The 24824-nt window shown below is 42.6% G+C and carries 20 protein-coding genes; 13 read left to right on the forward strand and 7 right to left on the reverse strand.

Features of this window, described 5'->3' with window-relative positions; all coding sequences use genetic code 11:
- Together ACFSR5_RS01100 and ACFSR5_RS01105 are read right to left on the reverse strand one after the other, a co-directional pair.
- Positions 1 to 1524: OmpP1/FadL family transporter (locus ACFSR5_RS01100; protein WP_380899827.1), on the reverse strand; the 1524-nt coding region annotated here is incomplete at its 3' end.
- Positions 1525 to 1597: 73 nt separating this feature from the next.
- Positions 1598 to 2770 (reverse strand): hypothetical protein, encoded by a 1173-nt coding sequence (locus tag ACFSR5_RS01105; protein WP_380899829.1) that lies wholly within the window; start codon positions 2768 to 2770, stop codon positions 1598 to 1600.
- 180 nt (positions 2771 to 2950) lie between these two features.
- Between ACFSR5_RS01105 and proS the strand changes: the two genes are divergently transcribed.
- The 6 genes from proS to rpmA all read left to right on the forward strand — a co-directional run bounded on the left by proS (position 2951) and on the right by rpmA (position 9342).
- A complete protein-coding gene (gene proS / locus ACFSR5_RS01110; RefSeq protein WP_380899831.1) occupies positions 2951 to 4423 on the forward strand; it encodes a proline--tRNA ligase in 1473 nt (490 codons plus the stop codon).
- A gap of 48 nt (positions 4424 to 4471) precedes the next feature.
- Complete coding sequence (locus ACFSR5_RS01115) at positions 4472 to 5248, forward strand: NAD-dependent epimerase/dehydratase family protein (RefSeq protein WP_380899833.1); 777 nt, start codon at positions 4472 to 4474, stop codon at positions 5246 to 5248.
- 116 nt (positions 5249 to 5364) lie between these two features.
- Complete coding sequence (locus ACFSR5_RS01120) at positions 5365 to 6516, forward strand: cystathionine gamma-synthase (RefSeq protein WP_380899835.1); 1152 nt, start codon at positions 5365 to 5367, stop codon at positions 6514 to 6516.
- Positions 6517 to 6687: 171 nt separating this feature from the next.
- Entirely contained in the window at positions 6688 to 8598 is a 1911-nt protein-coding gene (locus ACFSR5_RS01125) for an amidophosphoribosyltransferase (protein ID WP_380899837.1), read from the forward strand.
- A gap of 122 nt (positions 8599 to 8720) precedes the next feature.
- The gene (rplU, locus tag ACFSR5_RS01130; protein WP_380899839.1) at positions 8721 to 9032 is read left to right on the forward strand and encodes a 50S ribosomal protein L21; all 312 of its coding nucleotides are present in this window, start codon (positions 8721 to 8723) and stop codon (positions 9030 to 9032) included.
- 46 nt (positions 9033 to 9078) lie between these two features.
- Positions 9079 to 9342, forward strand: a complete 264-nt coding sequence (rpmA, locus tag ACFSR5_RS01135) for a 50S ribosomal protein L27 (protein WP_380899841.1) — start codon at positions 9079 to 9081, stop codon at positions 9340 to 9342.
- A gap of 423 nt (positions 9343 to 9765) precedes the next feature.
- On the opposite strand, the gene queA is transcribed toward rpmA, so the two are convergent.
- On the reverse strand, positions 9766 to 10815 hold the full coding sequence (queA, locus tag ACFSR5_RS01140; RefSeq protein ID WP_380899843.1) for a tRNA preQ1(34) S-adenosylmethionine ribosyltransferase-isomerase QueA: 1050 nt from the start codon (positions 10813 to 10815) through the stop codon (positions 9766 to 9768).
- 161 nt (positions 10816 to 10976) lie between these two features.
- Here queA and ACFSR5_RS01145 point away from each other — a divergent pair, with 161 nt between their 5' ends.
- The 5 genes from ACFSR5_RS01145 (at position 10977) to ACFSR5_RS01165 (ending at position 19514) form a co-directional block, all read left to right on the forward strand.
- The gene (locus ACFSR5_RS01145) at positions 10977 to 12224 is read left to right on the forward strand and encodes an ABC transporter permease (RefSeq protein ID WP_380899845.1); all 1248 of its coding nucleotides are present in this window, start codon (positions 10977 to 10979) and stop codon (positions 12222 to 12224) included.
- 208 nt (positions 12225 to 12432) lie between these two features.
- A complete protein-coding gene (locus tag ACFSR5_RS01150; protein ID WP_380899847.1) occupies positions 12433 to 14889 on the forward strand; it encodes a glycoside hydrolase family 31 protein in 2457 nt (818 codons plus the stop codon).
- Positions 14890 to 14911: 22 nt separating this feature from the next.
- A complete protein-coding gene (gene glgB / locus ACFSR5_RS01155; RefSeq protein ID WP_380899849.1) occupies positions 14912 to 16816 on the forward strand; it encodes a 1,4-alpha-glucan branching protein GlgB in 1905 nt (634 codons plus the stop codon).
- Position 16817: 1 nt separating this feature from the next.
- Complete coding sequence (locus ACFSR5_RS01160) at positions 16818 to 18239, forward strand: glycogen synthase (RefSeq protein WP_380899851.1); 1422 nt, start codon at positions 16818 to 16820, stop codon at positions 18237 to 18239.
- A gap of 3 nt (positions 18240 to 18242) precedes the next feature.
- A complete protein-coding gene (locus tag ACFSR5_RS01165; RefSeq protein ID WP_380899853.1) occupies positions 18243 to 19514 on the forward strand; it encodes a glucose-1-phosphate adenylyltransferase in 1272 nt (423 codons plus the stop codon).
- A 95-nt stretch (positions 19515 to 19609) separates the two neighbouring features.
- On the opposite strand, the gene ACFSR5_RS01170 is transcribed toward ACFSR5_RS01165, so the two are convergent.
- Positions 19610 to 20815: a pyridoxal phosphate-dependent aminotransferase gene (locus ACFSR5_RS01170; protein ID WP_380899855.1), complete on the reverse strand. Its 1206-nt coding sequence runs from the start codon at positions 20813 to 20815 to the stop codon at positions 19610 to 19612.
- A 132-nt stretch (positions 20816 to 20947) separates the two neighbouring features.
- On the opposite strand from ACFSR5_RS01170, the gene ACFSR5_RS01175 reads away from it, so the two are divergent.
- Entirely contained in the window at positions 20948 to 21928 is a 981-nt protein-coding gene (locus tag ACFSR5_RS01175) for a bile acid:sodium symporter family protein (RefSeq protein ID WP_380899857.1), read from the forward strand.
- On the opposite strand, the gene ACFSR5_RS01180 is transcribed toward ACFSR5_RS01175, so the two are convergent.
- The 3 genes from ACFSR5_RS01180 to ACFSR5_RS01190 form a co-directional block, all read right to left on the reverse strand.
- Entirely contained in the window at positions 21921 to 22721 is an 801-nt protein-coding gene (locus tag ACFSR5_RS01180; protein WP_380899859.1) for a class I SAM-dependent methyltransferase, read from the reverse strand. The genes ACFSR5_RS01175 and ACFSR5_RS01180 overlap by 8 nt on opposite strands.
- A gap of 110 nt (positions 22722 to 22831) precedes the next feature.
- On the reverse strand, positions 22832 to 23629 hold the full coding sequence (locus ACFSR5_RS01185) for a S1/P1 nuclease (RefSeq protein WP_380899861.1): 798 nt from the start codon (positions 23627 to 23629) through the stop codon (positions 22832 to 22834).
- Between the two features lie 62 nt (positions 23630 to 23691).
- Positions 23692 to 24156 carry a DUF4268 domain-containing protein gene (locus tag ACFSR5_RS01190; protein WP_380899863.1) on the reverse strand — a complete coding sequence of 155 codons (465 nt, stop codon included), beginning with the start codon at positions 24154 to 24156 and terminating at the stop codon, positions 23692 to 23694.
- A 67-nt stretch (positions 24157 to 24223) separates the two neighbouring features.
- On the opposite strand from ACFSR5_RS01190, the gene ACFSR5_RS01195 reads away from it, so the two are divergent.
- Positions 24224 to 24760, forward strand: a complete 537-nt coding sequence (locus ACFSR5_RS01195; RefSeq protein WP_380899865.1) for a lipocalin family protein — start codon at positions 24224 to 24226, stop codon at positions 24758 to 24760.
- Positions 24761 to 24824: the final 64 nt, after the last annotated feature.

Raw genomic sequence — 24824 nt, forward strand, 5'->3', positions numbered from 1 at the left:
GGTGCGTTGGTGCTTAATGCTCGCAATAGGATTACTGCTGTCCCAAAACGTTTCATCGATGGTATACCGGCTGGCTTTATAATCGTTTACTAAATGGACAACCGCTATATCCATATAAAGTGCGTGCGACAATTTTATTCCTAAGCCCATGCTGCCACTGTATTGTTTGTTGTCTGCATTTTTATACGGATTACCGAAGTAATTAAATCCGAGGCGGCCGCTGATGGCGTTTGTAAACAGGTACTCACCGCCGGCACGAACATTGACAACTGCCTGATACGTATCTTTCATATCCGCATCCCAGCCTTCTTCCCACGAAGGATCAATAGCTCCGCTTGTTCTGATTTTTGTACTTCCGTAATTGATATATTCTGCGTCGGCGCTGATTAACCCCCTACTAAAGAATTTCGATAATCCCACACCGAATTTCCAAGGCGTAACGACGCGGTATGTGAATTCTTGATCTTGATAAAAAATATCAGCCCCAAAAAAAGAGTCGCTGGCTGTCTCATTGTCATAATAGTCTGCCGTGATCGTGCTTTCTGCGTACCGATCTATCGTATACCAGGTAGGAGAGGTTATAGTTGCTCCGATATTCCAATCTACTGCCGGTTTGAAAATAGCTCCTACTTTAAAATCTATTCCCGCTCCTTCTGATTCAATGTAATTCTCATCGAACAATTCATAGTTGGCATCCAGGATTTTGGAATTTTCGTGATCAGGATCTGCAAAGGTAGACCCAGGGTTGTCAGCTAATACAGTCGCTCGGTTTTTCGTCCAGCCCCTTTCGGAAAACTGGTCCGAATTTTCATACCGGAAAGAGGAAAATCCAATGGTACCGCCAATATAAAATTTATTGTTATAGTTACCTCCGAAGGCGATGGCTGTACGAGAACTGAACCCTTTCGTGAGGATATCACTCACTTGTTGTTTGTCTTCCATTTCATTGGTAATTGGAAAATAACCTTGTTGAGCATCTGCAAAACGTTCGATTAATTTCAGACGTGTAAGGTCGTCTGCGAATGCTACGTTCTTGGTTATATCAATCTCATCGGAGTAAGCACTAACGATCGTATTATCAGGATTTGTGCCCTCATAGCGTACATGGTTATTAAACGAATTAGTGTTTTCGTAGCTTAGACCGACGTTGAAATTCTGCCAACCGTAGTATCCTTCATTTTTAGGGAAATGAAATACCGTACCAGCATGATCGATTCCAAATCGACCTTTGTTTTTGTTTACCTTAGATCCGAAATAAGAGCCTTCATTAGCGGCATTATTATAACTTGCTGTAATCGATATGTCTGACTGCCCAAAGAAACCCAGCCCAGCGGGATTGCCCGTGATAGAGCTGATATCGCCGCCTAAAGCCGTTTTTGCGTTTCCTAAACCTTTGAAGCGAGCTGTCCCTCCGTTATTTTCTTGCGAAAATAGAAAGCCCTCATTGATCGTTTGTGCTTGGATGGTTGTTGCGCCAAAACTTGATACACATAGAGATGTTAAAAGTATGTTTTTTAGTTTCATAGTCTGTGATAAGCGTAAAAAAATAGCCAATATGTAGAGAGTATATTGGCTATTGGTAATTTTTATAGCGTGTTTATCGTGTCCTTCCGCCTCCAGAACGTGCGCCTCCACCGCCGCCTGAGCTTCTCGATGAGCCGCCTCCGCTGCTACCTCGCGACATGGAACTGCCTGAAGAAGAGCTTCGTGATGGTGTGTATGATGATCCTGAACTTCGGCTGGTGTTACCGCGAGAAGGCGTGTAAGATGATCCTGAACTTCGGCTACTGCCCCGGGAAACGTTGCCGCTAGAAGTAGGTCTAGTCGTAGAACGTGTCACACCAGAGCTCCGCGTAGTTCCAACCCGAGATCCGGTTGTAGGTCTCGTCGTCCGTATTTCAGATCCGCCCCGTGTATTAGGTCGTGTACCGACGCGACTAGAGCCCACCGCCCGGTCTGATGTTCTGGATGTTGTTCCGCGTGTTACCCGCCCATTTTCTGTCCGCACGCCAGAAGTAGATGTACGTGTTGTAGTTGCTGCTCTAGCGGCACGACCGGTAAGAATCCGTCCGCTGCCATCTCGCACGATACCAGAGTTTCGTATGCGTGAAGAGCCCCCTACGCGGTTCGTGTATGCCGACCGAGATCCCGTACGTACCCGTGCGTTATCTGGACGAACGCGATAGCGGTTTCCGCCATAGTAGTTATTCCCGTAATAATAATTATTGTACCCATAAAATGGATGTCCCCAGGCATTATACCCGCCCCAAAAGCTGCCGTAACCGTAATACGGGTATCCCCATCCCCAGTTTCCATAGCCATAATATGGATAACCACCCCAGCCGAATCCTAGAGACCAGCTAGGCCCCCAGCCCCAATTCGACCAGCCGAATCCTAATCCAAATCCAGAGTATCCATACCACGGATCAAACCATGGATCATAATAACCCATGCCAGGCGTTGCGTAATAGAAACGATTGATGCGGTTTGCATACTCCAAATTCTCATCATACCCGGGACCTTCGACATATTGGTCATCAGTGTACTCATCCGCGTAATATTCGTTTTCCGTATATTGGTTTTCGTCTTGTTCAGTTGTTTCCTGTCCATCCGTATAATAATAGTCTGGGCTCTGATAATCTCGAGGAGCTTTGGACTGATTATTATACATATCGTCTTTGTAAGCTACTTGCCTACTCGTCGAACACGAACTCAGTGCAAAGATTGCTGCCAACGTTAGACTTCCGATTAATAATCTATTTGTTTTCATGATATCCACTACAGTTAAAACTTCGTTAATACAGTCTTTATTATTATCTTAGACGCATATTTTCTATAGGGGTTTAATTCCTTATCAAAAATATAAATAAAACTTTAGTACTCGCTAAGGTTTTTAGGAATAAGACGAGAATATTACACGAATTGTTACAGAAAAATTGAAATAAAATACATGGGAAAAGGAATTACAAGCCGGACTGAGGATTATTCACAATGGTACAATGACTTAGTGATCAAGGCCGATTTGGCAGAATATTCAGCTGTCCGGGGATGTATGGTCATTAAACCATATGGATATGGTATATGGGAGCGTATGCAATCGATTTTGGATAAGCGATTTAAGGAAACCGGACATTCGAATGCGTATTTCCCGTTGTTTATTCCAAAATCTTTTTTTTCCAAGGAAGCTTCCCATGTGGAAGGTTTTGCGACAGAATGTGCGGTGGTGACACACTATCGACTTAAGAATGACGGACAAGGTAATATTGTGGTGGACGAAGAAGCAAAGCTGGAAGAGGAGCTGATCGTTCGCCCTACGTCGGAAACGATCATTTGGAACACGTACAGGGGATGGATTGAATCGTATCGAGATTTGCCCATTTTAGTGAATCAGTGGGCTAACGTGGTCCGTTGGGAAATGCGTACTAGACTTTTTTTGCGGACGGCTGAATTTTTATGGCAGGAGGGACATACGGCGCATGCAACGAGAGAAGAAGCTGTCGAAGAAGCAGAGCGTATGTTGGAGGTGTATGCTGATTTTGCTGAAAATACCTTAGCGGTGCCCGTGGTTCGTGGGCGGAAGACCGAAAACGAGCGATTTGCAGGGGCACTAGACACTTATTGTATCGAAGCGTTGATGCAAGACGGGAAAGCCTTGCAGGCCGGTACATCACACTTTCTGGGGCAGAATTTTGCAAAAGCTTTTGACGTTAAGTTTACCTCTAAAGAAGGTAAATTAGAGCATGTTTGGGCGACTTCTTGGGGTGTCTCCACACGCTTGATGGGTGCCTTAATTATGGCGCACTCGGACGATCATGGTTTAGTACTCCCGCCAAAATTGGCGCCAATACAGGTGGTCATCGTTCCGATTTATAAGACGGACGAAGAGAAAGCTAACATTGATCGTTTCGTAAATGAGTTGACGCAACAGCTCAAAGGGATGGATATCTCTGTTAAGTACGATGATCGAGATACGCAGCGTCCTGGATTTAAGTTTGCCGAATGGGAACTCAAAGGGGTACCACTTCGTGTCGCGGTGGGTTCACGCGATCTCCAAAATGGCACAGTAGAGCTGGCAAGGCGCGATACGCAAACCAAAGAGACCGTATCCCAAGAAGGATTAGCGGTCACGATCGAAAACCTCTTAGGAATTATCCAGGAAAATATTTTCCAAAAAGCACTGGATTACCGAAATAGTCATATTACAGAAGTCAACTCGTACGATGAATTTAAGAACGTGCTGGAAAGCAAAGGCGGGTTCATTTCTTGCCATTGGGATGGTTCTGTGGAAACGGAAAAAAGAGTAAAGGAAGAGACTAAAGCAACGATCCGATGTATACCATTAGATGCAAAAGCCGAAGACGGTCTCTGCATTTTTACAGGGAAGCCTTCTAAGCAACGTGTATTGTTTGCGAAAGCGTATTAATAGCCGATCAAATAGGGCAGCCTGCTGTCCACAAGTGTGCATTTTAGTATGAAGTTTTTGATATTAGGCTGTGGTTGGGTCGGAGAGTTTTTTGCGAGACAAATGCTGGCTGAAGGTCATGAGGTCTTTGCCACGACGACACAACAACAAAAATACCAACGTTTAATGGACGGTGGTATTTTTGCTATTCGTGCAGATTTTGACTACGCCGTGTCGAGGGACCATTTTCCGACCGACGTAGACTTTGTGCTCAACAGTATTCCGGCAAGTCGACGCATCGAATCGAATGTGTTGGACGCTCGGCTCACACAAATCAGCGCACTGCTGACATCTGTTTCTTATAAAAAACATATTTTTCTTAGTTCTGTCGGCATTTATCCGGATCAGGACGGCGTGTTTACTGAAGCGTATCCGGTAGATCTCGCGCAAAATCTAGCTGTGGCCGAAAATGCGATGCTGTGTCTTCCTGAAACAACCGTTTACCGTTTAGGGGGACTTTTTGGAGGTAATCGTATTTTTGCAAAATATTTTGAAAATAGAATTTGCACAATAGGTAGACAAACGGCTAATTTTGTTCACCGCGATGATGTCACGGCATTGATCCGTAAAGGCTTTTTATTCCCGTTGAAGCAAAAAATCTATAATATAGTAACTCCAGAGCACCCTGCTAAATCGGAAGTGGTGTTCGCATCAGCCGCGAAGTACAGTTTTTCGCTACCTGCGGCGTTTGAAGACGGGCAAGCCTTTCAAAAGATTGTCGTTGGCCAGCGTATCGCAGATGATTTAAATTATACTTTTCTGTTCAAATCTCCGTTGGAATTTTAAGTTGATGGCCTTGGCGAGAAAGATTGCTTTTCCAAGGTTCTTTTTTTAACTTCACCGGTAGGTTTAACTTCGCTTGGGGACATTTGCGAATCGCTCTGGGCATTTCTTTATTTTATATGGCATATAAATTTGCAACAAAGGCGATCCACGCCGGTCAAGAGGCAGATCCTACAACTGGAGCTGTCATGACACCGATATACCAAACGTCTACTTATAAACAAGTATCACCTGGCGATCATAAGGGTTTTGAATATTCGCGTGGCACAAATCCCACGCGTAAAGCATTGGAAGACTGTCTGGCCGCGTTAGAGAACGGGAAATTTGGCTTAGCCTTCGCTAGCGGGATGGCCGCTACGGATACCGTGCTGCGCCTACTGAAGCCGGGCGACGAGGTGATAACGGGAGACGATCTATATGGAGGATCGTATCGCATTTTTACAAAGGTATATGCGCAATATGGCATTAAGTTCGTGTTTGTTAATACGTCGGATGTCGGTCAGGTAGAGGATGCCGTGACAGAACGGACGAGATTAATTTGGGTGGAAACGCCGACGAATCCGACTTTAAAATTAGCCGATATCGAAGCCATCGGAAAGGTAGCGCGAAAAAGTAATCTCCTTTATGTAGTGGACAATACGTTTGCTTCGCCCTATCTTCAAAATCCATTGGACTTGGGTGCAGACATTGTTATGCATTCCGCTACGAAATATTTAAACGGTCATTCGGATGTCGTGATGGGAGCCTTGATCCTAAACAACGAAGAATTGTACAAGCAACTATGGTTCTATTACAATGCATGTGGAGGCACGCCTGGACCTCAAGATGCGTTCTTGGTCTTGCGTGGGCTAAAAACATTGCATGTCCGCATGCGGGCTCATTGCGAAAACGGACGAAAGGTCGCCGAATTTCTGAAAGATCATCCGAAAGTAGAAAAGATTTATTGGCCTGGATTTTCAGACCATCCAGATCATGAGGTGGCACAAAGGCAAATGCGCGACTTTGGTGGAATGGTTTCTATAGTCCTGAGGGATGCCGATTTACACGAAACATTCCGTATTGCTTCGGATTTTAAAGTCTTTACGTTGGCAGAATCGCTCGGCGGAGTGGAGTCGTTGATCAATCATCCTGCGACGATGACGCACGGATCTATTCCGAAAGAGGCCCGTGAAAAGGTTGGTGTAGTAGACAATTTGTTACGCTTATCTGTTGGTATCGAAGACGCTGAGGATCTGCTTGAGGATCTGCGGCTCGTCTTAGGGGATAAGTAGTAATCACATGTGGCCGTGCTAGGAAAAATAAGCGGGTTGCCGGTGCTGTCGGATGCCCGCTTTTGTTTTCATGCTAAATTGTTTTCTCACTGTAATAAAAAAGCATGCTTGCTATTTTTCTTACGTAATGTTTTCTAAATAATTTTTACCTTTGCAGCATCAATTCAAGCTATGAGTGACGCTATAAAACATGAGTGCGGTATAGCACTCGTTCGATTACTGAAACCCCTCTCTTATTATCAAGAAAAATACGGCACGCCCTACTATGGCATTAATAAGTTGTACCTCCTGATGGAGAAACAGCATAATAGAGGCCAGGACGGTGCGGGTATTGCAACGATCAAATTTGATGTAAAACCCGGTAACCGTTATATTTCTCGATACCGTGCGATGGGATCGTCTGCCGTTGCAGACATTTTTGAGTATGTGCAGAAGAAATTTGCTGCAGTGAACAAAGCTTATCCGGTGGAATCTAAGGACACCCAATGGTTGAAGGAACATGTAAGTTTCACGGGGGAGGTGCTTTTGGGACACTTGCGCTATGGGACGCACGGAAAGAATAGCATCGAGAGTTGTCACCCCTTCCTTCGTCAGAATAATTGGATGAGCCGTAATCTCGTAGTGGCAGGTAACTTCAATATGACGAATGTGGATGAGTTGCTTCAGCAGTTGTATGAATTGGGCCAACATCCAAAAGAACAAGCCGACACCGTAACTGTTTTGGAAAAAATCGGACATTTTCTAGACGACGAAAACCAAGAGCTGTTTGATAAATTTAAAAAGGAAGGATATTCCAATATAGAAATCAGTGCGCTAATCGCGAAGAATCTAGATGTCGAAAAGATTTTGACACGTTCGGCAAAAACTTGGGATGGGGGGTATACCATTGCTGGTATTTTTGGACATGGAGATGCATTTGTTATGCGTGACCCTGCAGGTATTCGTCCTGCGTTTTATTACCAGGATGAAGAGGTTCTTGTTGTAGCCTCGGAGCGTCCGGTGATTCAGACCGCATTCAACGTTCCGTTACAAGCCGTTAAGGAGATCAAACCAGGACATGCCCTGATCGCCAAGAAAGATGGAACCATCACGGAGGAGATGTTCCGGCAGCCTGTCGAACAAAAGTCTTGCTCGTTTGAACGGATTTACTTTTCTAGAGGTTCAGATGCCGACATTTACAAGGAGCGTAAGGAATTAGGCCGTTTATTATGCCCACAGGTATTGGATGCTGTTGACAGCGATATCAAGAATACCGTATTTTCCTTTATTCCAAATACAGCGGAGGTGTCGTATTACGGAATGATGGAGGGGATTAATACCTATGTGCGCAATTACCAAAAGGATGTGTTGTTAAAACGTGCAGATAAAATTTCGGACGAAGAGCTGGAAGAGATGATTAACATCACGCCACGTTTTGAAAAGCTGAACGTGAAGGATGCGAAATTACGGACATTCATCACGCAAGATGCCGACCGTACCGATATGGTACAACATGTTTATGATACGACCTATGGGATTGTCAAAGATCATCAGGACACGATTGTTGCCATCGATGACTCTATCGTACGGGGGACAACATTGAAACAAAGTATTTTGACCATACTCGACCGTCTGCATCCGAAGAAAATCGTGATCGTGTCATCGGCACCTCAAATTCGTTACCCCGATTGCTATGGTATCGATATGTCGCGGATGGGGGAATTTGTCGCATTCGAGGCGGCGATCTCCTTATTAAAGCAAAAAGGGCTGGCCCATGTTGTCGATGAGGTATATCAGAAATGTTTGGCATCTATTTCTAAACCAAAAGATGAAGTCGAGAATTACGTGAAAGCGATATATGAACCATTTACTGATGAAGAGATTTCAGCGGAAATAGCGCGGATCATTCGCCCGCATAACCTAAATGCCGAGTTACAGGTTGTTTATCAAACATTAGATAATCTGCACCAGGCCTGTCCTAACCATTTGGGAGACTGGTATTTCTCTGGAGATTATCCTACCCCAGGAGGTAACAAGGTAGTCAATAAAGCGTTTATGAACTGGGTGGAAGGAAAGAATGTGCGTGCCTATTTTAGCAATTAAAGGCATGTTGTTCAGGCATCCTTTGATTGGATGATAGTGCGGTAATGAATTTTTAGTTTGGATTTTTTATTTTATTTCATATCTTTGCAACTCATTAAATATTAACAAACATATTTTTAACAATGTACGCAATAGTAAATATAGCAGGACAGCAATTTAAGGTTGCAAAAGACCAATATCTTTTTGTGCACCGTTTACAAGGAGACGAAGGCGCTAGTATTGAATTTGACAATGTATTGTTAGCAGAAGACGGTGGTCAATTTACTGTAGGTACACCAAGTATCTCAGGTGCTAAAGTTTCAGCTACTATTTTGTCTCATTTAAAAGGTGATAAAGTTATCGTTTTCAAGAAAAAACGTCGTAAAGGCTACAAAAAGAAAAACGGTCACCGTCAACAATTCACTAAAATCCAGATCACTGGTATCAGTTTATAATTGAATTTTTAATCTGACTTTTCGAGTCATAAATTAAGATAAAGAAATGGCACATAAAAAAGGTGCGGGTAGTTCCAAGAACGGCCGTGAGTCACACAGTAAAAGATTAGGTATCAAAATTTTCGGTGGTCAGCAAGCTATTGCTGGTAACATTATCGTTCGTCAACGTGGTACGCAACATAATGCTGATGCGAACGTCGGTATTGGTAAAGATCATACGTTGTATGCTCTAGTTGATGGTACTGTTGTTTTCCGTAAGAAAGCAAACAACAAATCATACGTTTCCGTAGTCCCTGCTGAGCAAAACTAATACGGATTTAACGAGACAGAAAGCGCTGGAGATATTTCTTCGGCGCTTTTTTGTTTTCTGTTTTCTTCTCTTTTATTTGTTTTGTGGCTTTTGCTTCCCTTTAAGGTATAAATAGAGCCCTACCAAAAATGTAGGCGCAGTCGCGTACAAACAATATTTACTCGTTTGTCCTACCAGTGGGGTTATCGATTTACTTATTTGAGATAGGCATACAAAGCACATAATAATACCGAGTGCCATCAATATTTTACCAGTATTGCTCATATATTCAAGTTTATCTAAGGGATAAATATAAACAAAAAATGGTAGGTGACAAACGTAGCGGTTTGAGGAAGGAGAGAGCAAACTGCACATGGCCAAAAAAACAGAGCTATGTGCGTATGCACATAGCTCTGTTAATACTTCCTCCTTACCCGTGGCCACTTAAATAATCAGCATGGCGTCTCCGTAGGAATAAAACCGGTATTTTTCTTTAACAGCAACTTCATAGGCATTCATGACGTGTTCATAGCCGGCGAATGCTGCAATCATCACCAATAATGTGGATTCTGGCGTGTGAAAGTTTGTAATCATTGAATTGGCAATGCTGAAGTCATACGGCGGATAGATGAATTTGCTCGTCCAATCGTTTGCCGCTTTTAGATGCCTGTCTGCCGATACCGAAGATTCAATGGCACGCATAGACGTGGTTCCGACAGCGCATACGCGTCGTTTTGCATCTATTCCTTTATTCACCACACGCGCAGCTTCGTCTGTAATGATAAATTGTTCGGAATCCATTTTATGTTTGGTCAAATCTTCGACCTCCACCGTACGGAAAGTTCCTAATCCTACATGTAATGTTACTTCCGCAAAATTCACTCCTTTCAATTCCAAACGTTTCATCAATTCACGTGAGAAGTGAAGGCCAGCAGTTGGAGCTGCTACAGCTCCCTCGTTTTTAGCATAAATTGTTTGGTAGCGGAATTTGTCTTCTGGAGTTGCTTTTCGTTTGATGTATTTAGGTAGCGGTGTTTCGCCCAAAATCTCTATGTTGCGACGAAACTCGTCATCCGTACCGTCAAATAAGAAGCGGATAGTGCGTCCCCGAGAAGTCGTGTTATCAACAACCTCGGCAACTAACAAGTCATCATCTCCAAAATACAATTTATTTCCCACGCGAATTTTACGCGCTGGATCTACCAGGACGTCCCATAGACGTAACTCTTTGTTTAATTCTCTTAATAAAAACACTTCGATCGTCGCTCCGGTTTTTTCTTTATTGCCATACATACGTGCAGGAAAAACCTTGGTGTTGTTTAGGATCATAACATCTTGATCATCGAAATAATCCAATACGTCCTTGAAGATTTTGTGCTCTATTTTTCCAGAATCACGGTGTAAAACCATTAAGCGTGACTCGTCACGTTGTTCAGACGGCTCAGATGCTAATAATGATTCGGGTAAATTGAATTTAAACTGTGATAATTTCATCTTTATTCTTCGCTATTTTTTGTTCCGTTGCTACCTTAACAACTTAGCGCTGTTAAGATTTCAGAAAGGCTTACAAAGTTAAGTATAATAAAATGAAAAAGCGTATTTTTTGGCTTTATTATTCCTTTGATGATATAAATAGACTATATTTATAGACAGATATGTTTTTACGTTTTACACTCCTAAGAGAAAGTTTTTTATTCGCGTTGTCGGCATTGCGCGACAACCGAACGCGAACACTTTTGTCGCTGTTAGGAGTGACGATCGGTATCATGACGATCATCGGCGTTTTTTCGGCTGTTGATACATTGCGGAACAATTTAGAGGATTCGGTTCGGAAAATTGGTAGCCGAACGCTATATATTGAGAAATGGCCCTGGGACGGCGGTCCGGATTTTCCGTGGTGGAAATATGTCAACCGGCCAGAACCAAAGTATACTGACTTTGAAGCGGTACGCGATCGAATGACCACAGCAAGTGCCGTGGCTTACGCAATCAATATTCCAAATTCTACCGCGAAATTTAAGAATAATTCAGCATCAAATATCACGGTTGCAGCGGGAACGCAAGAGATTTTACAAATTAGAAATCTGGACATCATCGAAGGACGATATTTTACCGACCAAGAATCTAGATCGGGGGGGAATGGTGTTATTTTAGGAGCGACCATCGCTGAAGGTTTGTTCCCGAGAGAACGTGCCGTGGGGAACTACATTACCTTGCTGGGGCGAAAATTACAAGTTATTGGTGTCTTGAAAAAGGAAGGATCAGGTATGCTTATCGATGTTTCGAATGATGATGTAGCCTATATTCCGTTTAGTATGGCTCGCAATCTCGTGAATTATGAGAATTATAACCCCAGTATCTCGATTGAGGTGCAAGCTCCATTCTCATTGGAAGAAGCCGAAAGCGAGTTGGTTGGAATTATGCGTTCATCCAGAAGACTCTCGCCGCAGCGTGAGGAAGATTTTTCCGTGAATAAAACGACACTGATCACCGCTCAACTGGATCAGATGTTCGGTATCATCAACCTAGCGGGGCTTAGTATCGGCATTTTCTCTATCCTTGTAGGTGGATTCGGGATTGCAAATATCATGTTCGTTAGTGTGAAGGAACGGACGAATTTAATCGGCATCCAAAAAGCCTTGGGAGCCAAGCAGTTTTTTATCCTTTCCCAATTTTTAATTGAAAGTATTCTTCTTTGTTTGATCGGAGGTGCTATCGGTCTACTCTGTGTGTTTGGCTTGGCAGCTCTGGCAAAATTTGCATTGGACTTTGCTGTTGTAGTCAGTCTAAAAATGGTCTTTCTAACGACAGCTTTATCGACCGCAATCGGATTAATTGCAGGGATTGTCCCCGCGATAAATGGCGCTCGATTGGATCCGGTCGAAGCTATTCGAAGTAAGTAGCAGTTCTCCTCTCTTTTGCTGTATCTGCATAAAGCAAATATATCTATAGGTTCTGTGCACGGCAACGCCTAATAGCAGTACAGGTGACCGTATTCTTATATACTTAGCCAGTGGGCTCGCTTTTTGGAGAAAAAAAACGCTCACTTTCAAAAAAATAATTGTAATTTAAAAGCAATGTAAATCAGTGTAAATTTAGATAAGAAAGAATATGGCCGAATCGATAAAGAAAGAAGACTTTGCCACCGACCTATTGGGTGAGGAAAGCTTAGATAATATACACCACGTAAATAATCCTGTCTTAGATGTTCCCACGATAGAAAAAAAATATCTTGGAAAGGTTGTTTCCTATGTAAAAGACCAAAGCGCGTTTATTTTCACCGATGGCAAGGCTAGCGTAGAAATAAAAGTGTTTTCCGATGAGATTATACGTGTTCGATTAGCACCTCAAGGTACCTTCCTTGATGATTTTTCGTATGCCATCAAGAAAGACCTTGATCTTCGTCCAACATCTTTCTCGTTTGACGAAACAGTAGATACGTATTGTATACGAACAAGCGTTGCTGTTTGTAAAATTCAGAAAGAGAATTTTTTAGTATCGTTCGAAGATGCGGAAGGTGCGGTGATCAATGCAGATCGCGCGCCTATGCATTGGGAGGAAAGTCCAGATTTTGGAGGATACTATGTATATTGTACCAAGGAAACCCAAGCTGACGAAGCATTTTTCGGACTAGGGGATAAGTCAACGAATTTGAACCTTCGGGGGCGCCGTTTTCGAAACTGGAATTCCGACACTTACGGGTTTGGTTTTAATCAAGATCCGTTATATAAAACGATACCATTTTATATAGGTGTTAGCTCGGGCCATGCTTATGGGATCTTTTTTGATAATACGTTTAAGACTTTCTTTGATTTTGCGGCGGAAAAAAATGACCGTACAAGTTACTGGTCGGAAGGTGGCGAAATGCAGTATTATTACATCCACGGCCCGCTGATGATGGATGTGGTCAAACGATATCATGAACTTACGGGTACACATTACATGCCTCCCCTTTGGGCGATTGGTTATCATCAGTGCCGCTGGAGTTATTACCCAGAAGCAAATGTTCGGGAGGTGGCACAACAATTTCGTAAACGCGAAATTCCTTGCGATGCAATCTACTTAGATATTGATTACATGGATGGCTATCGTTGTTTTACATGGAATAAACGGTATTTTCCAGATCCGAAAAAGATGATATCCGACCTTGCGGCCAATGGCTTCAAAACCGTGGTAATGATTGATCCCGGAATTAAAGTGGACGAGGATTATTGGGTCTTCAAAGAGGGAAAGGAAAATAAATATTTCTGTCGTCGTGGTGATGATTATTTCATGGAGGGTTATGTGTGGCCCGGACGTTGTCAATTTCCAGATTATACGAATCCAAAAGTGCGGGATTGGTGGGGCACGCTTTATAAAGGACTAGTGGACGATGGGGTTGCTGGTGTTTGGAATGATATGAATGAGCCGGCTGTTTTTGGACGGGGAACGTTCCCTGATGATGTACGTCATTATTTTGAAGGGCTACGTGGCTCACATCGGAAAGCGCATAATATTTACGGAATGCAGATGGTCCGGTCTACATACGATGGTTTAAAAAAATTGCAACGGAACAAACGTCCGTTCACGATTACCAGAGCTGCATATGCGGGAACACAACGTTATTCGTCGGTATGGACAGGAGATAATATTGCCACTTGGGAACATTTACGAATCGGGTTGCTCCAACTTCAAAGGCTCTCTGTCTCTGGACTTTCATTTTGTGGTACAGATATTGGTGGATTCACAGGTGAACCCAATGGCGAATTATATACCCGATGGATGCAGTTTGGTGTTTTTTCTCCCTTTATGCGTGTACATTCGGCAGGAGATACGCGAGATCGGGAACCATGGAGTTTTGGACCGGAGTGGGAGGCCATTTGTAAAAAATTTATCGAAATACGGTATAAACTTCTTCCCTATATCTACACCGTATTTTGGCGTCAACATAAGTATAAAGAACCTATTTTACGACCTATATCTTTGTTAGAGCAGCATAAACCCGAAAATCTGCAACGGGAGGAGGAATTCGGATTTGGACATCATATCTTGGTTTCTCCTGTTATTCATCCTGGACAGCAATCAAAAATTGTTTATTTACCGGAAGGGACATGGTATTATTATTTCGATCATACGAAATATTTGGGCGGACAAGAACATCAAATCGATACACCGCTCGACAAGATGCCTGTGTTTGTTCGGGGAGGTAGCGTTATTCCGGAATATCCGGTGATGCAATATACGGGCGAAAAAAATATAGATACGTTGCAGCTAAATGTGTATTGGGCGGAAGGAAGGTACGATTCGGAGGTATATTTGGACTATGGGGATACCTTTGCTTATGAGCAGAGTGTATACAGCGAAAAACATTTTATTGTCGAAGGAAAACAAGATAGCTTAACCGTTGTTCAATATCAAGAAGGGATGTACAATGAGCGCTTTGATACCTATAAGATGTATTTAGTAGGAGTACCTTTTACCATCAGCCGTATCGATGCAGATGGAAGTATATTGACGATGAATACCGACGATCAAGGTCAGTCGTATGTCAGCGTGGAGAAAGAATTTAGGAAATTAACCATTATATAAAATATTGTAAACACCTGAAATTATGAGTGAGGCGGTTCGTGCGTATTCATTACTAACAGAGTTTGATGTTTCGTTGTTTCGATCGGGGAAACATTTTAAACTTTATGAAAAACTGGGGTCACATACCGTGATCAGAGAGGGAAAAGAAGGGGTGCATTTCGCTGTTTGGGCACCTAATGCGCACGCGGTGTCGGTAATCGGTAATTTTAACGGATGGAATCCGCATAGTCATCCATTGTATGTCCGTTGGGACAGTAGTGGTATTTGGGAGGGCTTCATTGAGGGACTGCAACTAGGAGAGGTGTATAAATATCATATTCATTCCAATACCGGTGAGCATCTTGAAAAGGCTGATCCGTTTGCACTGTTAAACGAGACACCTCCTATGACGGCATCTGTTGTTTCGACGACATGGTACCAATGGGGTGATAGTGCTTGGATGCGTAATAGGAAGGATCAGCAACGATTGGACAAACCGTTTTCGGTCTATGAGATGCATGTTGGGTCTTGGATGCGTGATCCTTCTGACCCAGCACGTTTTTTAACGTATCGCGAGGTGGCGGAAAAATTGGTTCCCTATATCAAGGAAATGGGTTTTACCCATGTAGAGTTTCTGCCGGTTATGGAACATCCATATTATCCCTCCTGGGGGTACCAGATCACGGGATATTTTGCTGCTTCTTCCCGTTATGGAAGCCCTCAGGATCTTATGTACCTGATTGAAAGCCTCCACAAGCAGGATATCGGAGTAATCTTAGACTGGGTGCCTTCGCACTATCCCGGAGACGCGCATGGGCTTTATAAATTCGATGGATCGCATCTATTTGAGCATGCCGATCCGCGTAAAGGATTTCATCCGGATTGGAAATCCTATATCTTTAATTACGGACGTAACGAAGTGCGGTCATTCTTGATATCGAACGCCTTTTTTTGGTTGGATCGATATCACATTGACGGCCTTCGGGTAGATGCGGTGGCGTCTATGTTATACCTCGACTATTCACGTCAGGTAGGAGAATGGGAGCCTAACGAATTTGGCGGACGAGAAAACTTGGAATCTGTACACTTCTTAAAGGAACTTAATGAAGCTGTCTATAACCATTTTTCCGATGTACAGACTATCGCTGAAGAATCGACCTCTTGGCCAGGTGTCAGTCGACCGACGTTTCAGGGTGGGCTTGGCTTTGGTATGAAATGGATGATGGGGTGGATGCATGACACGCTAAATTATTTCAAGGAAGATCCTATTCACCGGGCCTATCATCATGATCAGATGACCTTCGGAACGGTGTATGGTTTTCATGAGAATTTTATGCTGCCGCTATCCCACGATGAAGTGGTTTACGGAAAGAAATCGTTGGTCTACAAAATGCCCGGAGACGAATGGCAAAAGTTCGCGAATTTACGCGCGCTTTACCTATACATGTATACATTTGTCGGAACGAAGCTCTTGTTCATGGGGGGGGAGTTTGGGCAAACTTCCGAATGGAATGTGAATCAATCCTTAGACTGGCACTTGACTCAGTATGCACCTCATCGAGGTATGCAACGTTTTGTTCGGGATTTGAATATGCTTTACCGATCGTCTCCTGCGCTGTATGAAAAAGGGTTCAGTCCCGACGGATTTCATTGGATAGAGTTGGGTGACCGGGAGAATAGTGTGTTTGCGTATAGACGTAGTGGACATGATGATGCAAACGACATTCTTGTGGTTTTAAACTTGACACCCGTGGTGCGAGATTATCGCGTTGGTGTTCCAGCCGAGGGGATGTGGGAGATTGTGTTAAATTCCGATGATGTATCGTACTACGGTAGCGGTATACATCAACAATCGGCGGAGTCCGAGAAAATACCGTGGATGAATTGTCTTGCATCGATTGTAGTAAAATTGCCACCGTTGGCTGGGTTAGTGCTTAAACGAATTTAATATGCATGTTATACATTTGAGTGTCGAGTGTTTCCCGCTGGCAAAAGTAGGAGGATTGGCTGATGTGGTGGGAGCATTACCGCGGTATCAGCGTAAGTTGGGTGTAGACGCGTGGGTAGTTTGTCCCTATTACGACAAGCGTTTCACAGCTGATCATCAATTTTTGGTCGTGTATGAAGGCATTTTTTATCAAGGGTCAGAGCAATTAACGTATCGTGTATTGAAGGAATCTTCGGATACATTGGGTTTCCCATTGTATCTCATTCATATTCCTGGCAAATTAGACCGATCAGAGGTTTACTGCTACCCCGACGAGGCCGAACAATGGATAGCATTCCAACACGCCTTTTTACATTGGGCGAAAAGCTGGGATAAAAAACCTGATATTGTTAATTGCCACGATCATCACGTGGGACTTCTTCCATTTCTGATGAAATATGCGGATGACTATCGGATGTTTGCCTCCGTGAAAACGGTGTTTACGGTACATAATGGACAGTATCAAGGGTGGATGAGTTGGAACAAAGGAATTTTGTTGCCTGCTTTTGATACATGGAAATGGGGACTATTGGATTGGGATGGTTTAATTAATCCGTTGGCGGCGGCGATAAAATGCTGTGATGCGTTTACGACAGTGAGTGCAGGCTACTTGCAAGAGCTACATATGGAAGCGAATGGATTGGAAGGGCTATTCCGATCGGAATCTGCTAAAGGATATGGCATAATCAATGGAATTGATACACTTTATTGGAATCCTGAACTGGACCAATTGATCTCTGAAAAATATGTTGCTGCCAATGTAGCAGAAGGAAAGCTGGTTAATAAAATTTCGTTTTGCAAAAAAATGGGGCTTCCTACCGATCTGCCATTGTTGGCATTCATAGGACGTTTTGCGCTAGAGAAAGGGGCTGATCTTTTACCGCAAATAATTACGCAGGTTTTGTCGAATCCTGAAAATAAAATTAGTATATTTATTCTAGGGTCGGGAGACGCAGGAATTCAAGCTGGTTTAGAGGCACTGTTACTTGAATATCCGAAAAGATTTTCTGTATTTTTCGGTTATAACGAAGCGTTGGCTCATGAGGTTTACGCGGCTGCAGATTTATTGCTCATGCCATCACGTATAGAACCTTGCGGTTTAAACCAATTGTATGCCATGAAATACGGTACAATGCCGATTGTCAGAGGTGTCGGAGGCTTGCGCGACACAGTAGTGGACGTGGATTACGATAGCGATGGATATGGATTTGTTTTTGCAAATGCTGATTCCGCCGATGCGTGCACAGCTATTGAGCGGGCTCTGAAGAAGATGCAAGATACACGTACATTAAATGAAATTCGACAGAAAGAGATGTCTTTGGACTTTTCTTGGGATAAATCAGCGCGACAATATGTTAAATTGTATGACCAATTATTAGATTGAGGTATGGTACACAAAGTAGTTTCCATTGTTTTGGGAGGGGGCCGAGGAACGCGTCTTTTCCCTTTGACCCAACAGCGTTCGAAGCCAGCGGTTCCTATAGCAGGAAAATATCGCTTGGTGGACATTCCAATTTCGAACTGTCTAAATTCCGGATATAATAAAATATTCGTCTTAACACAGTTCAACTCCGCATCCTTAAACAAGCATATCAAAAACTCGTATAACTTCAGTATCTTCAGCAAGGGCTTTGTAGACATCTTAGCTGCGGAACAGACTATGGAGGGAGATCGGTGGTTCGAGGGGACGGCAGATGCAGTGCGGAGGACGCAGAAGAACCTGCATAACGTCGACTATGAGTATGTGCTGATTTTGTCGGGTGACCAGCTCTACCAAATGGATTATTCAGCTTTAGTTGATTTTCATGTGGAGAATGGCGGTGACGTGACGATTGCTACCATTCCTGTGAACGCCAAAGATGCTACAGGATTTGGTATTCTGAAAGCCGACGAGTCCAACGAGATTACGGCCTTTACGGAGAAACCAAATAAAGAAGAAGTACTAAAATGGGCTTCTGAAGTATCGGAAGAAATGGATAAACACGGTCGTCATTATCTAGCTTCTATGGGAATCTATGTCTTTTCAAAAGGGGTGTTACGGAACTTATTGATTGATAATCCAGGTATGGATTTTGGTAAGGAAATTATTCCCGATGCCATTGGCAATCTTAAAGTGTTGAGTTATCAGTTTGACGGATATTGGACGGATATTGGTACCATAAAATCGTTTTTCGACGCCAATATTGGATTGACAGATGATATTCCTGATTTTAATCTCTTCGACGAAACGGTTTACACTCGAGCGCGGATGCTGCCTCCGTCGAAAATATCTGGCACCACTTTGAATAATACGATTGTGGCTGATGGATGTATATTAAATGGCGATAAATTGGAGCGTTCTGTCATTGGTATACGTTCCCGTATTGGCAAAGGTACGGTGATCAAATCTACCTATATGATGGGGACAGACTATTACGAACAGTTGGAAGATGTGCTCGAACTCGGCAATACCCAAAAACCGCCACCGGTAGGCGTTGGTGAGCGGTGTTATATCGAAAATGCTATTCTGGATAAGAATTGTCGTATTGGAAATGACGTGCGTATCAAAGGTGGAGCACATTTAGAGGATGGTGATTTCAAAACACATACCATTCAAGATGGTATTGTTGTCGTAAAAAAAGACGCTGTAATTCCGAACGGCGTGACTATAGGTTGTTGACCAAACCAAACCTTATATACGAGAAGAGGCTGCTACCGATAGGTGCAGCCTCTTTAGTTATCCATACCGCATGTTGCATTATGATTAGAAGCAAATTATACCAATTTGCCTAATGCGTCTTTCATGCGACGTAAAGCTTCTTTTAGATTCTCGTCAGATGCCGCGTAAGAAAGACGGATGTAGTTGTTGTTGCCAAAGGAGTCGCCGCCAACGGTGGCAATATGCCCTTCGTTTAACAAGTACAACGCAAGATCAGCAGAGTCCTTGATCACATTCCCATGAGGATCTTTTTTTCCAAAGAAAGAGCTTATTTCAGGAAAAAAATAGAAAGCACCCTCCGGTAGATTTGTTTTTACACCTGGAATATCATTCAGTAGGTCATACACAAGCTGCCGGCGGCGTAGAAAGGCTTCTTTCATAAGTTTTACACTTTCTAAACCTTGGTTATATGCTGTAATACCTGCGCGTTGTGCTATTGAGCACGTACCAGAGGTAGTTTGTCCTTGGAGTTTATCATTAGCTGCAGCAATTTCTTTGTTTGCCGCGATGTACCCTAACCGCCATCCGGTCATGGCATACGCTTTAGAAAATCCATTTACGATGATCACTCTGTCCTTAATGCCATCGAATTGTGCAATAGATTCATGTTTATCTACAAAGTTGATGTGTTCGTAAATTTCGTCCGACAAGATAAAAATGTTAGGATACTTTTCAAACACTTGTGCCAATGCCGCCAGTTCACTTTTGCTATAAACGGACCCTGTTGGATTACATGGGGAAGAGAACATAAACAATTTAGTACGCGGTGTGATGGCCGCTTCCAATTGTTGCGGTGTGATTTTAAAGTCGGATTCGATATCGGTGTCAATAAATACCGATTTTCCTTCTGCAAGTACGACCATCTCTGAATAAGAAACCCAATACGGAGTTGGAATGATCACCTCATCGCCAGGATTGATCAATGTAAGAATGACATTGGACAAGGATTGTTTCGCTCCCGTAGAAACAACAATTTGAGATGGATCATAACTAAGTCCATTCTCGTTTTTCAATTTATCGACAATCGCTTGACGTAGATCTGGATAGCCAGGTACCGGAGAGTAACGTGTATAGTTCTCGTCCAATGCCTTCTTTGCAGCTTCTTTTACGTGGTCAGGCGTATTGAAATCTGGTTCTCCCACACTTAAACTGATAACGTTGATGCCTTTGGCAGCAAGTTCACGACCTAGTTTGGTCATTTTTAGGGTCGCCGATTCGGATAAATTGTTAATCCTATCGGATAAATATGATGTCGTACTCATGATATTACAAATATATTATATACTCTTCATTTATCACATCGAAATTTTGATAAAAAAGAAACAATGGACGCGTATTTTGGGAAATCTGTCAATCCGTGTGATATGTGCTGAAAGAAGCTTATCTTCGTTCACATGAGATTACGATTTGACGGCTTTATTGTTGCACTGTTCCTTTTTATCCTTTTGGCCTATCTTTTTCCTCAATTGTACCAATGGAGGGACGGAGAGATCCTGTCTGGAATATCAACAGTCGGCATTTCGTTGATATTTTTCTTCTATGGTCTGAAACTGAATTTTAGGCAGATGCGTGAAGGGCTGCAGAACTGGCGTTTGCATGTACTTGTCCAAAGCTCTACGTTTATTTTGTTTCCACTTTTGGTGTTGGCGTTTTATCCATTGGTTCATAATGAGATACATTTTGATTTTTGGCTTTCATTTTTCTTTTTGACGACCTTGCCCTCGACGGTGTCTTCTTCTGTTGTCATGGTGTCAATCGCACGCGGAAATATTCCGGCAGCTATTTTTAATGCCAGCATTTCGGGTTTAATTGGTGTGATAGTCACCCCGTTATGGATGCAGTTTTTTTTAGACGTGGGAGAGATAGATGTCCTTTCAGACGTATATGTTGGATTGGTACGAGAGATCGTCATTCCGGTTATATTAGGGATGTTGTTGCAGCGCTATTTTGGTAATTGGGTGATTCGGTATGGAAAGCAGCTGGGAAGCTTTGATAAATTGATTATTTTATTGATCGTGTATGGAAGTTTTGCAGAGTCTTTTGAAAGCGGTATTTTCGATCAGGTAGGGACGACCTATATCTTCTTCGTATTTTTGCTAGTGGTAGCACTATTCGCTGTCGCCTATTTGATCATTTATGTGCTTTCCAAGCGCGTGTTGCGATTTAATACACCCGATCAGGTAACGGCTTTATTTTGTGGATCGAAGAAGTCGCTGACGCACGGTTCGGTTTTTAGTAAGTTTCTTTTTGCACATTCGAGCAGTGCCGGTCTATACTTTTTGCCGCTCATGCTATTTCATGCATTTCAGATCCTCATTGTCACAATCATCGCGCAGCATTATGCGAATAAAGCTAATCCACGTATTATTACGTAGCTTTTTCTGCCGTCAAAGCATATACCATCGGTAGCTTATTGTCGAGATGTGCTATCCGATATTTATCCTTGGCTACTTTCACTGTGTGTTTAAAACAATTGTACGGTGAATAGTCGAATTCCTGGAAGGCTGTCAGCCGAAGTTGATTGGCGAGTAGACCACTAAGAACTTCACCTATACTATGGTTCCACATCACATAGGATTGCTGCAGCGGAGCGTTGCGATCTGCGTAGGTTCCATCCTCCTGTTCCACAATGGGACCCGTGTTAAAATAATTGTAACTTATCTCGTGAAAGTTATCGTCGAACATCCACACCGCCGGATGAAATTCTACAAATACAAACTTTCCACCAGGTTTTAGGAAATGTGCTATTACGGAAGCCCATTGATGTATATCTGGCAGCCAACCGATGGTTCCGTAACTGGTGAACACAATATCATACGTTTGATGCAGATTTTTAGGAAGCTCGTAAATGTCGCAACAGATAAATTCGGCGGAAACCTGGATTTCCCTTGCCAAATCGATGGCCTCATCGATCGCCTTGTCTGATAAATCGACGCCCGTGACACACGCCCCCAATCGTGCTAAAGATAAGCTGTCTTGCCCGAAATGACATTGTAGATGAAGAATGTTTTTATCGGTAACATCGCCCAACAATGCGAGCTCTATTTCGTTTAAAGAGGAGGCTCCCCGTTTAAAGCCGTCAACATTATAGAATGCGGATTGAACGTGTGTTTCCACACGGTTGTTCCATGATTTCCGGTTGATGTCCAAATAAGGTATCTGATCCATGGCTTATTTATTGCTATGTATTGCAAGCTACGAAATTTTAAACGAGCATAGGTTAAAAAAGCGCCTTTTTCCAACACAAGAAAAAAGCGCTTTTTATAGTTCAGACAGTACTACCGGCCGTATATGTCATTTAGCTCGTGCGCGAGGCGAATGCCGCCTTTTAGGAGGCATTCTTCCATCTTATACTTGAAGCGATAGATATATTCATAACGAAGGTTTGCATTCTCAGCTACCGCATCGTAAATCAGATTAGCAAGCTGATGCGACTCGTACAGCCACTGTTCGAAGTTGGTATTTGTATATTGCCGGTAATATGCATTATTATAAATATCTAACACTCGAGCGTATTCTGTGTAACTGTATTTTTCATTGTCTACGAGATCTGAGTCCCAAACGCGGTGGATATTTGCTTTCTTCCCGAAGAACTCTACTTCGATTTTATTTCCGCCGAGGTCTTCGGCGCGGCTGACGTGCATGGGTTGATGGGCGTCACCGAGCAAATGTATAATAAAATACAAATTCTGCTTTTGCTCTTTTAAGGAGAGGTTTTTTCGATTTGCCTCTTCTTTAATCCGTACATACGATTTATAGAGATTGTTATCAGGGGACGTTGACAGCTCACTCATAAACTGTTGAAAATCTAAATTAGCGGCTGTGTTCAGAAAATGGAAAGAACCGGTACTGTTTAGGTCCGGATCCGGATCTGATTTAATGAAGTCTGCCCAGTTTGACCAATAAGCTAATCTCTGGTTACCGATGATTTTTTTGATGTTTTTTCTGGCTTTTTTGCTGAGGTGGTTTTCGGCAATTTCAGCAATAACGCGATGACCGGTCATTCCCCATGCACTTGCCCATTGATGTTGCATAAAAAGAATGCAAATAAAAGCAAGTTTTACAATATTGTTCATATATCTCATTTTTAACGATTGGGCAAAATTAAAAAACTTCATACGTTTAATCGGTCGTTTTCTTACTTAAATATTTCGAAGCCATATTTTGCCGTTGACCAAAACGCATCCAAGGCGATAATCCTAGGTTTGAAGAAAGAAATGAGTGTTGGCCAGTCTTCCGGTTTAAACACAGAAATCTTTTCGTCCAAGTGCATACTGATACGAGCGGTTTCTTTTCCGTGTATATCATAATATACAGGATCCCATATCCATTGTTCAGCCAACTCTTGATGGAGAACAGTCTGATATGTCAGGAACTGTTCATACATCAATTCGCGTAGATCTTTATCCGGATGAGAAATTTCTATATAGATGTACGCATATTTATTATCTACTTCCATGCGGAAGTAAATATGTTTGACCCCCGTTTTATAGTTGATCCAATTAATTTTTTGGCCTTCACTGTTCGGTACCAACGTCATGAATTTCCCGAAGCTGGTCCAGAATTTTTCTTTTAGTTTTTTTGCTTCTTCTTTCGAGTACAAGGTGCTTTTTTTTTCAAAACTATTAATTTACAAACAAACTTTGCTTAGATCTAACTGTTATTTAAGCATGATGGACAAGAAAAAATCACTTTTGTTATTGACTGCCGTAGCGGCTGGAACGACACTCTATAACATACTAAAGCCTGTTCGGTCAACGGTACCTGTAGTGCAAGGGTTTAAAAAAGAGAAATATTTAGGTGATTGGTATGAGATCGCTCGAATTGACTTTTATTGGGAAAAGAATCTAAAAAACGTAATGGCAACTTACTCGTTGGATGACGAAGGCAGTATAAAAGTGCTTAATCAGGGCTACGATATGGTCAAGGAAAAGTATAAGCAAAGTATCGGCAAAGCTAAATTTATACGAAACGAGGATGAAGGAGCGTTAAAAGTCTCTTTCTTTGGACCATTTTATTCGGGATACAACGTTGTGATGATCGATGAGGATTACGATTATGCACTGGTATTTGGCGAAAATCTAGATTATATGTGGATACTCTCCCGTAGCAAGCAAATTCCAGACGAAATCAAGGAGAGATATTTGAATTATGCGCGTCAATGTGGATACAAGGTAGATAGGCTCGTGTGGACAGAACAGGACTGAATTAATTATTGACGGCTTGGGCGGTTGTTGGTGTAGCACCTGTATTAACAAAAAAAGCCTGGAT

The sequence above is a fragment of the Sphingobacterium suaedae genome (assembly GCF_042684625.1).
Classification (GTDB): Bacteria; Bacteroidota; Bacteroidia; order Sphingobacteriales; family Sphingobacteriaceae; genus Sphingobacterium; species Sphingobacterium suaedae.

Excerpts from the sequence above, each read along its gene's own strand:
- proS (WP_380899831.1), top strand. The coding sequence starts at position 2,951 with ATGGGAAAAGGAATTACAAGCCGGACTGAGGATTATTCACAATGGTAC.
- ACFSR5_RS01195 (WP_380899865.1), top strand. The coding sequence starts at position 24,224 with ATGATGGACAAGAAAAAATCACTTTTGTTATTGACTGCCGTAGCGGCT.
- ACFSR5_RS01175 (WP_380899857.1), top strand. The coding sequence starts at position 20,948 with ATGAGATTACGATTTGACGGCTTTATTGTTGCACTGTTCCTTTTTATC.
- ACFSR5_RS01115 (WP_380899833.1), top strand. The coding sequence starts at position 4,472 with ATGAAGTTTTTGATATTAGGCTGTGGTTGGGTCGGAGAGTTTTTTGCG.
- ACFSR5_RS01160 (WP_380899851.1), top strand. The coding sequence starts at position 16,818 with ATGCATGTTATACATTTGAGTGTCGAGTGTTTCCCGCTGGCAAAAGTA.
- ACFSR5_RS01165 (WP_380899853.1), top strand. The coding sequence starts at position 18,243 with ATGGTACACAAAGTAGTTTCCATTGTTTTGGGAGGGGGCCGAGGAACG.
- ACFSR5_RS01120 (WP_380899835.1), top strand. The coding sequence starts at position 5,365 with ATGGCATATAAATTTGCAACAAAGGCGATCCACGCCGGTCAAGAGGCA.
- ACFSR5_RS01170 (WP_380899855.1), bottom strand. The coding sequence starts at position 20,815 with ATGAGTACGACATCATATTTATCCGATAGGATTAACAATTTATCCGAA.
- rpmA (WP_380899841.1), top strand. The coding sequence starts at position 9,079 with ATGGCACATAAAAAAGGTGCGGGTAGTTCCAAGAACGGCCGTGAGTCA.
- ACFSR5_RS01125 (WP_380899837.1), top strand. The coding sequence starts at position 6,688 with ATGAGTGACGCTATAAAACATGAGTGCGGTATAGCACTCGTTCGATTA.
- queA (WP_380899843.1), bottom strand. The coding sequence starts at position 10,815 with ATGAAATTATCACAGTTTAAATTCAATTTACCCGAATCATTATTAGCA.
- rplU (WP_380899839.1), top strand. The coding sequence starts at position 8,721 with ATGTACGCAATAGTAAATATAGCAGGACAGCAATTTAAGGTTGCAAAA.
- ACFSR5_RS01145 (WP_380899845.1), top strand. The coding sequence starts at position 10,977 with ATGTTTTTACGTTTTACACTCCTAAGAGAAAGTTTTTTATTCGCGTTG.
- ACFSR5_RS01185 (WP_380899861.1), bottom strand. The coding sequence starts at position 23,629 with ATGAACAATATTGTAAAACTTGCTTTTATTTGCATTCTTTTTATGCAA.
- ACFSR5_RS01180 (WP_380899859.1), bottom strand. The coding sequence starts at position 22,721 with ATGGATCAGATACCTTATTTGGACATCAACCGGAAATCATGGAACAAC.
- glgB (WP_380899849.1), top strand. The coding sequence starts at position 14,912 with ATGAGTGAGGCGGTTCGTGCGTATTCATTACTAACAGAGTTTGATGTT.
- ACFSR5_RS01150 (WP_380899847.1), top strand. The coding sequence starts at position 12,433 with ATGGCCGAATCGATAAAGAAAGAAGACTTTGCCACCGACCTATTGGGT.
- ACFSR5_RS01105 (WP_380899829.1), bottom strand. The coding sequence starts at position 2,770 with ATGAAAACAAATAGATTATTAATCGGAAGTCTAACGTTGGCAGCAATC.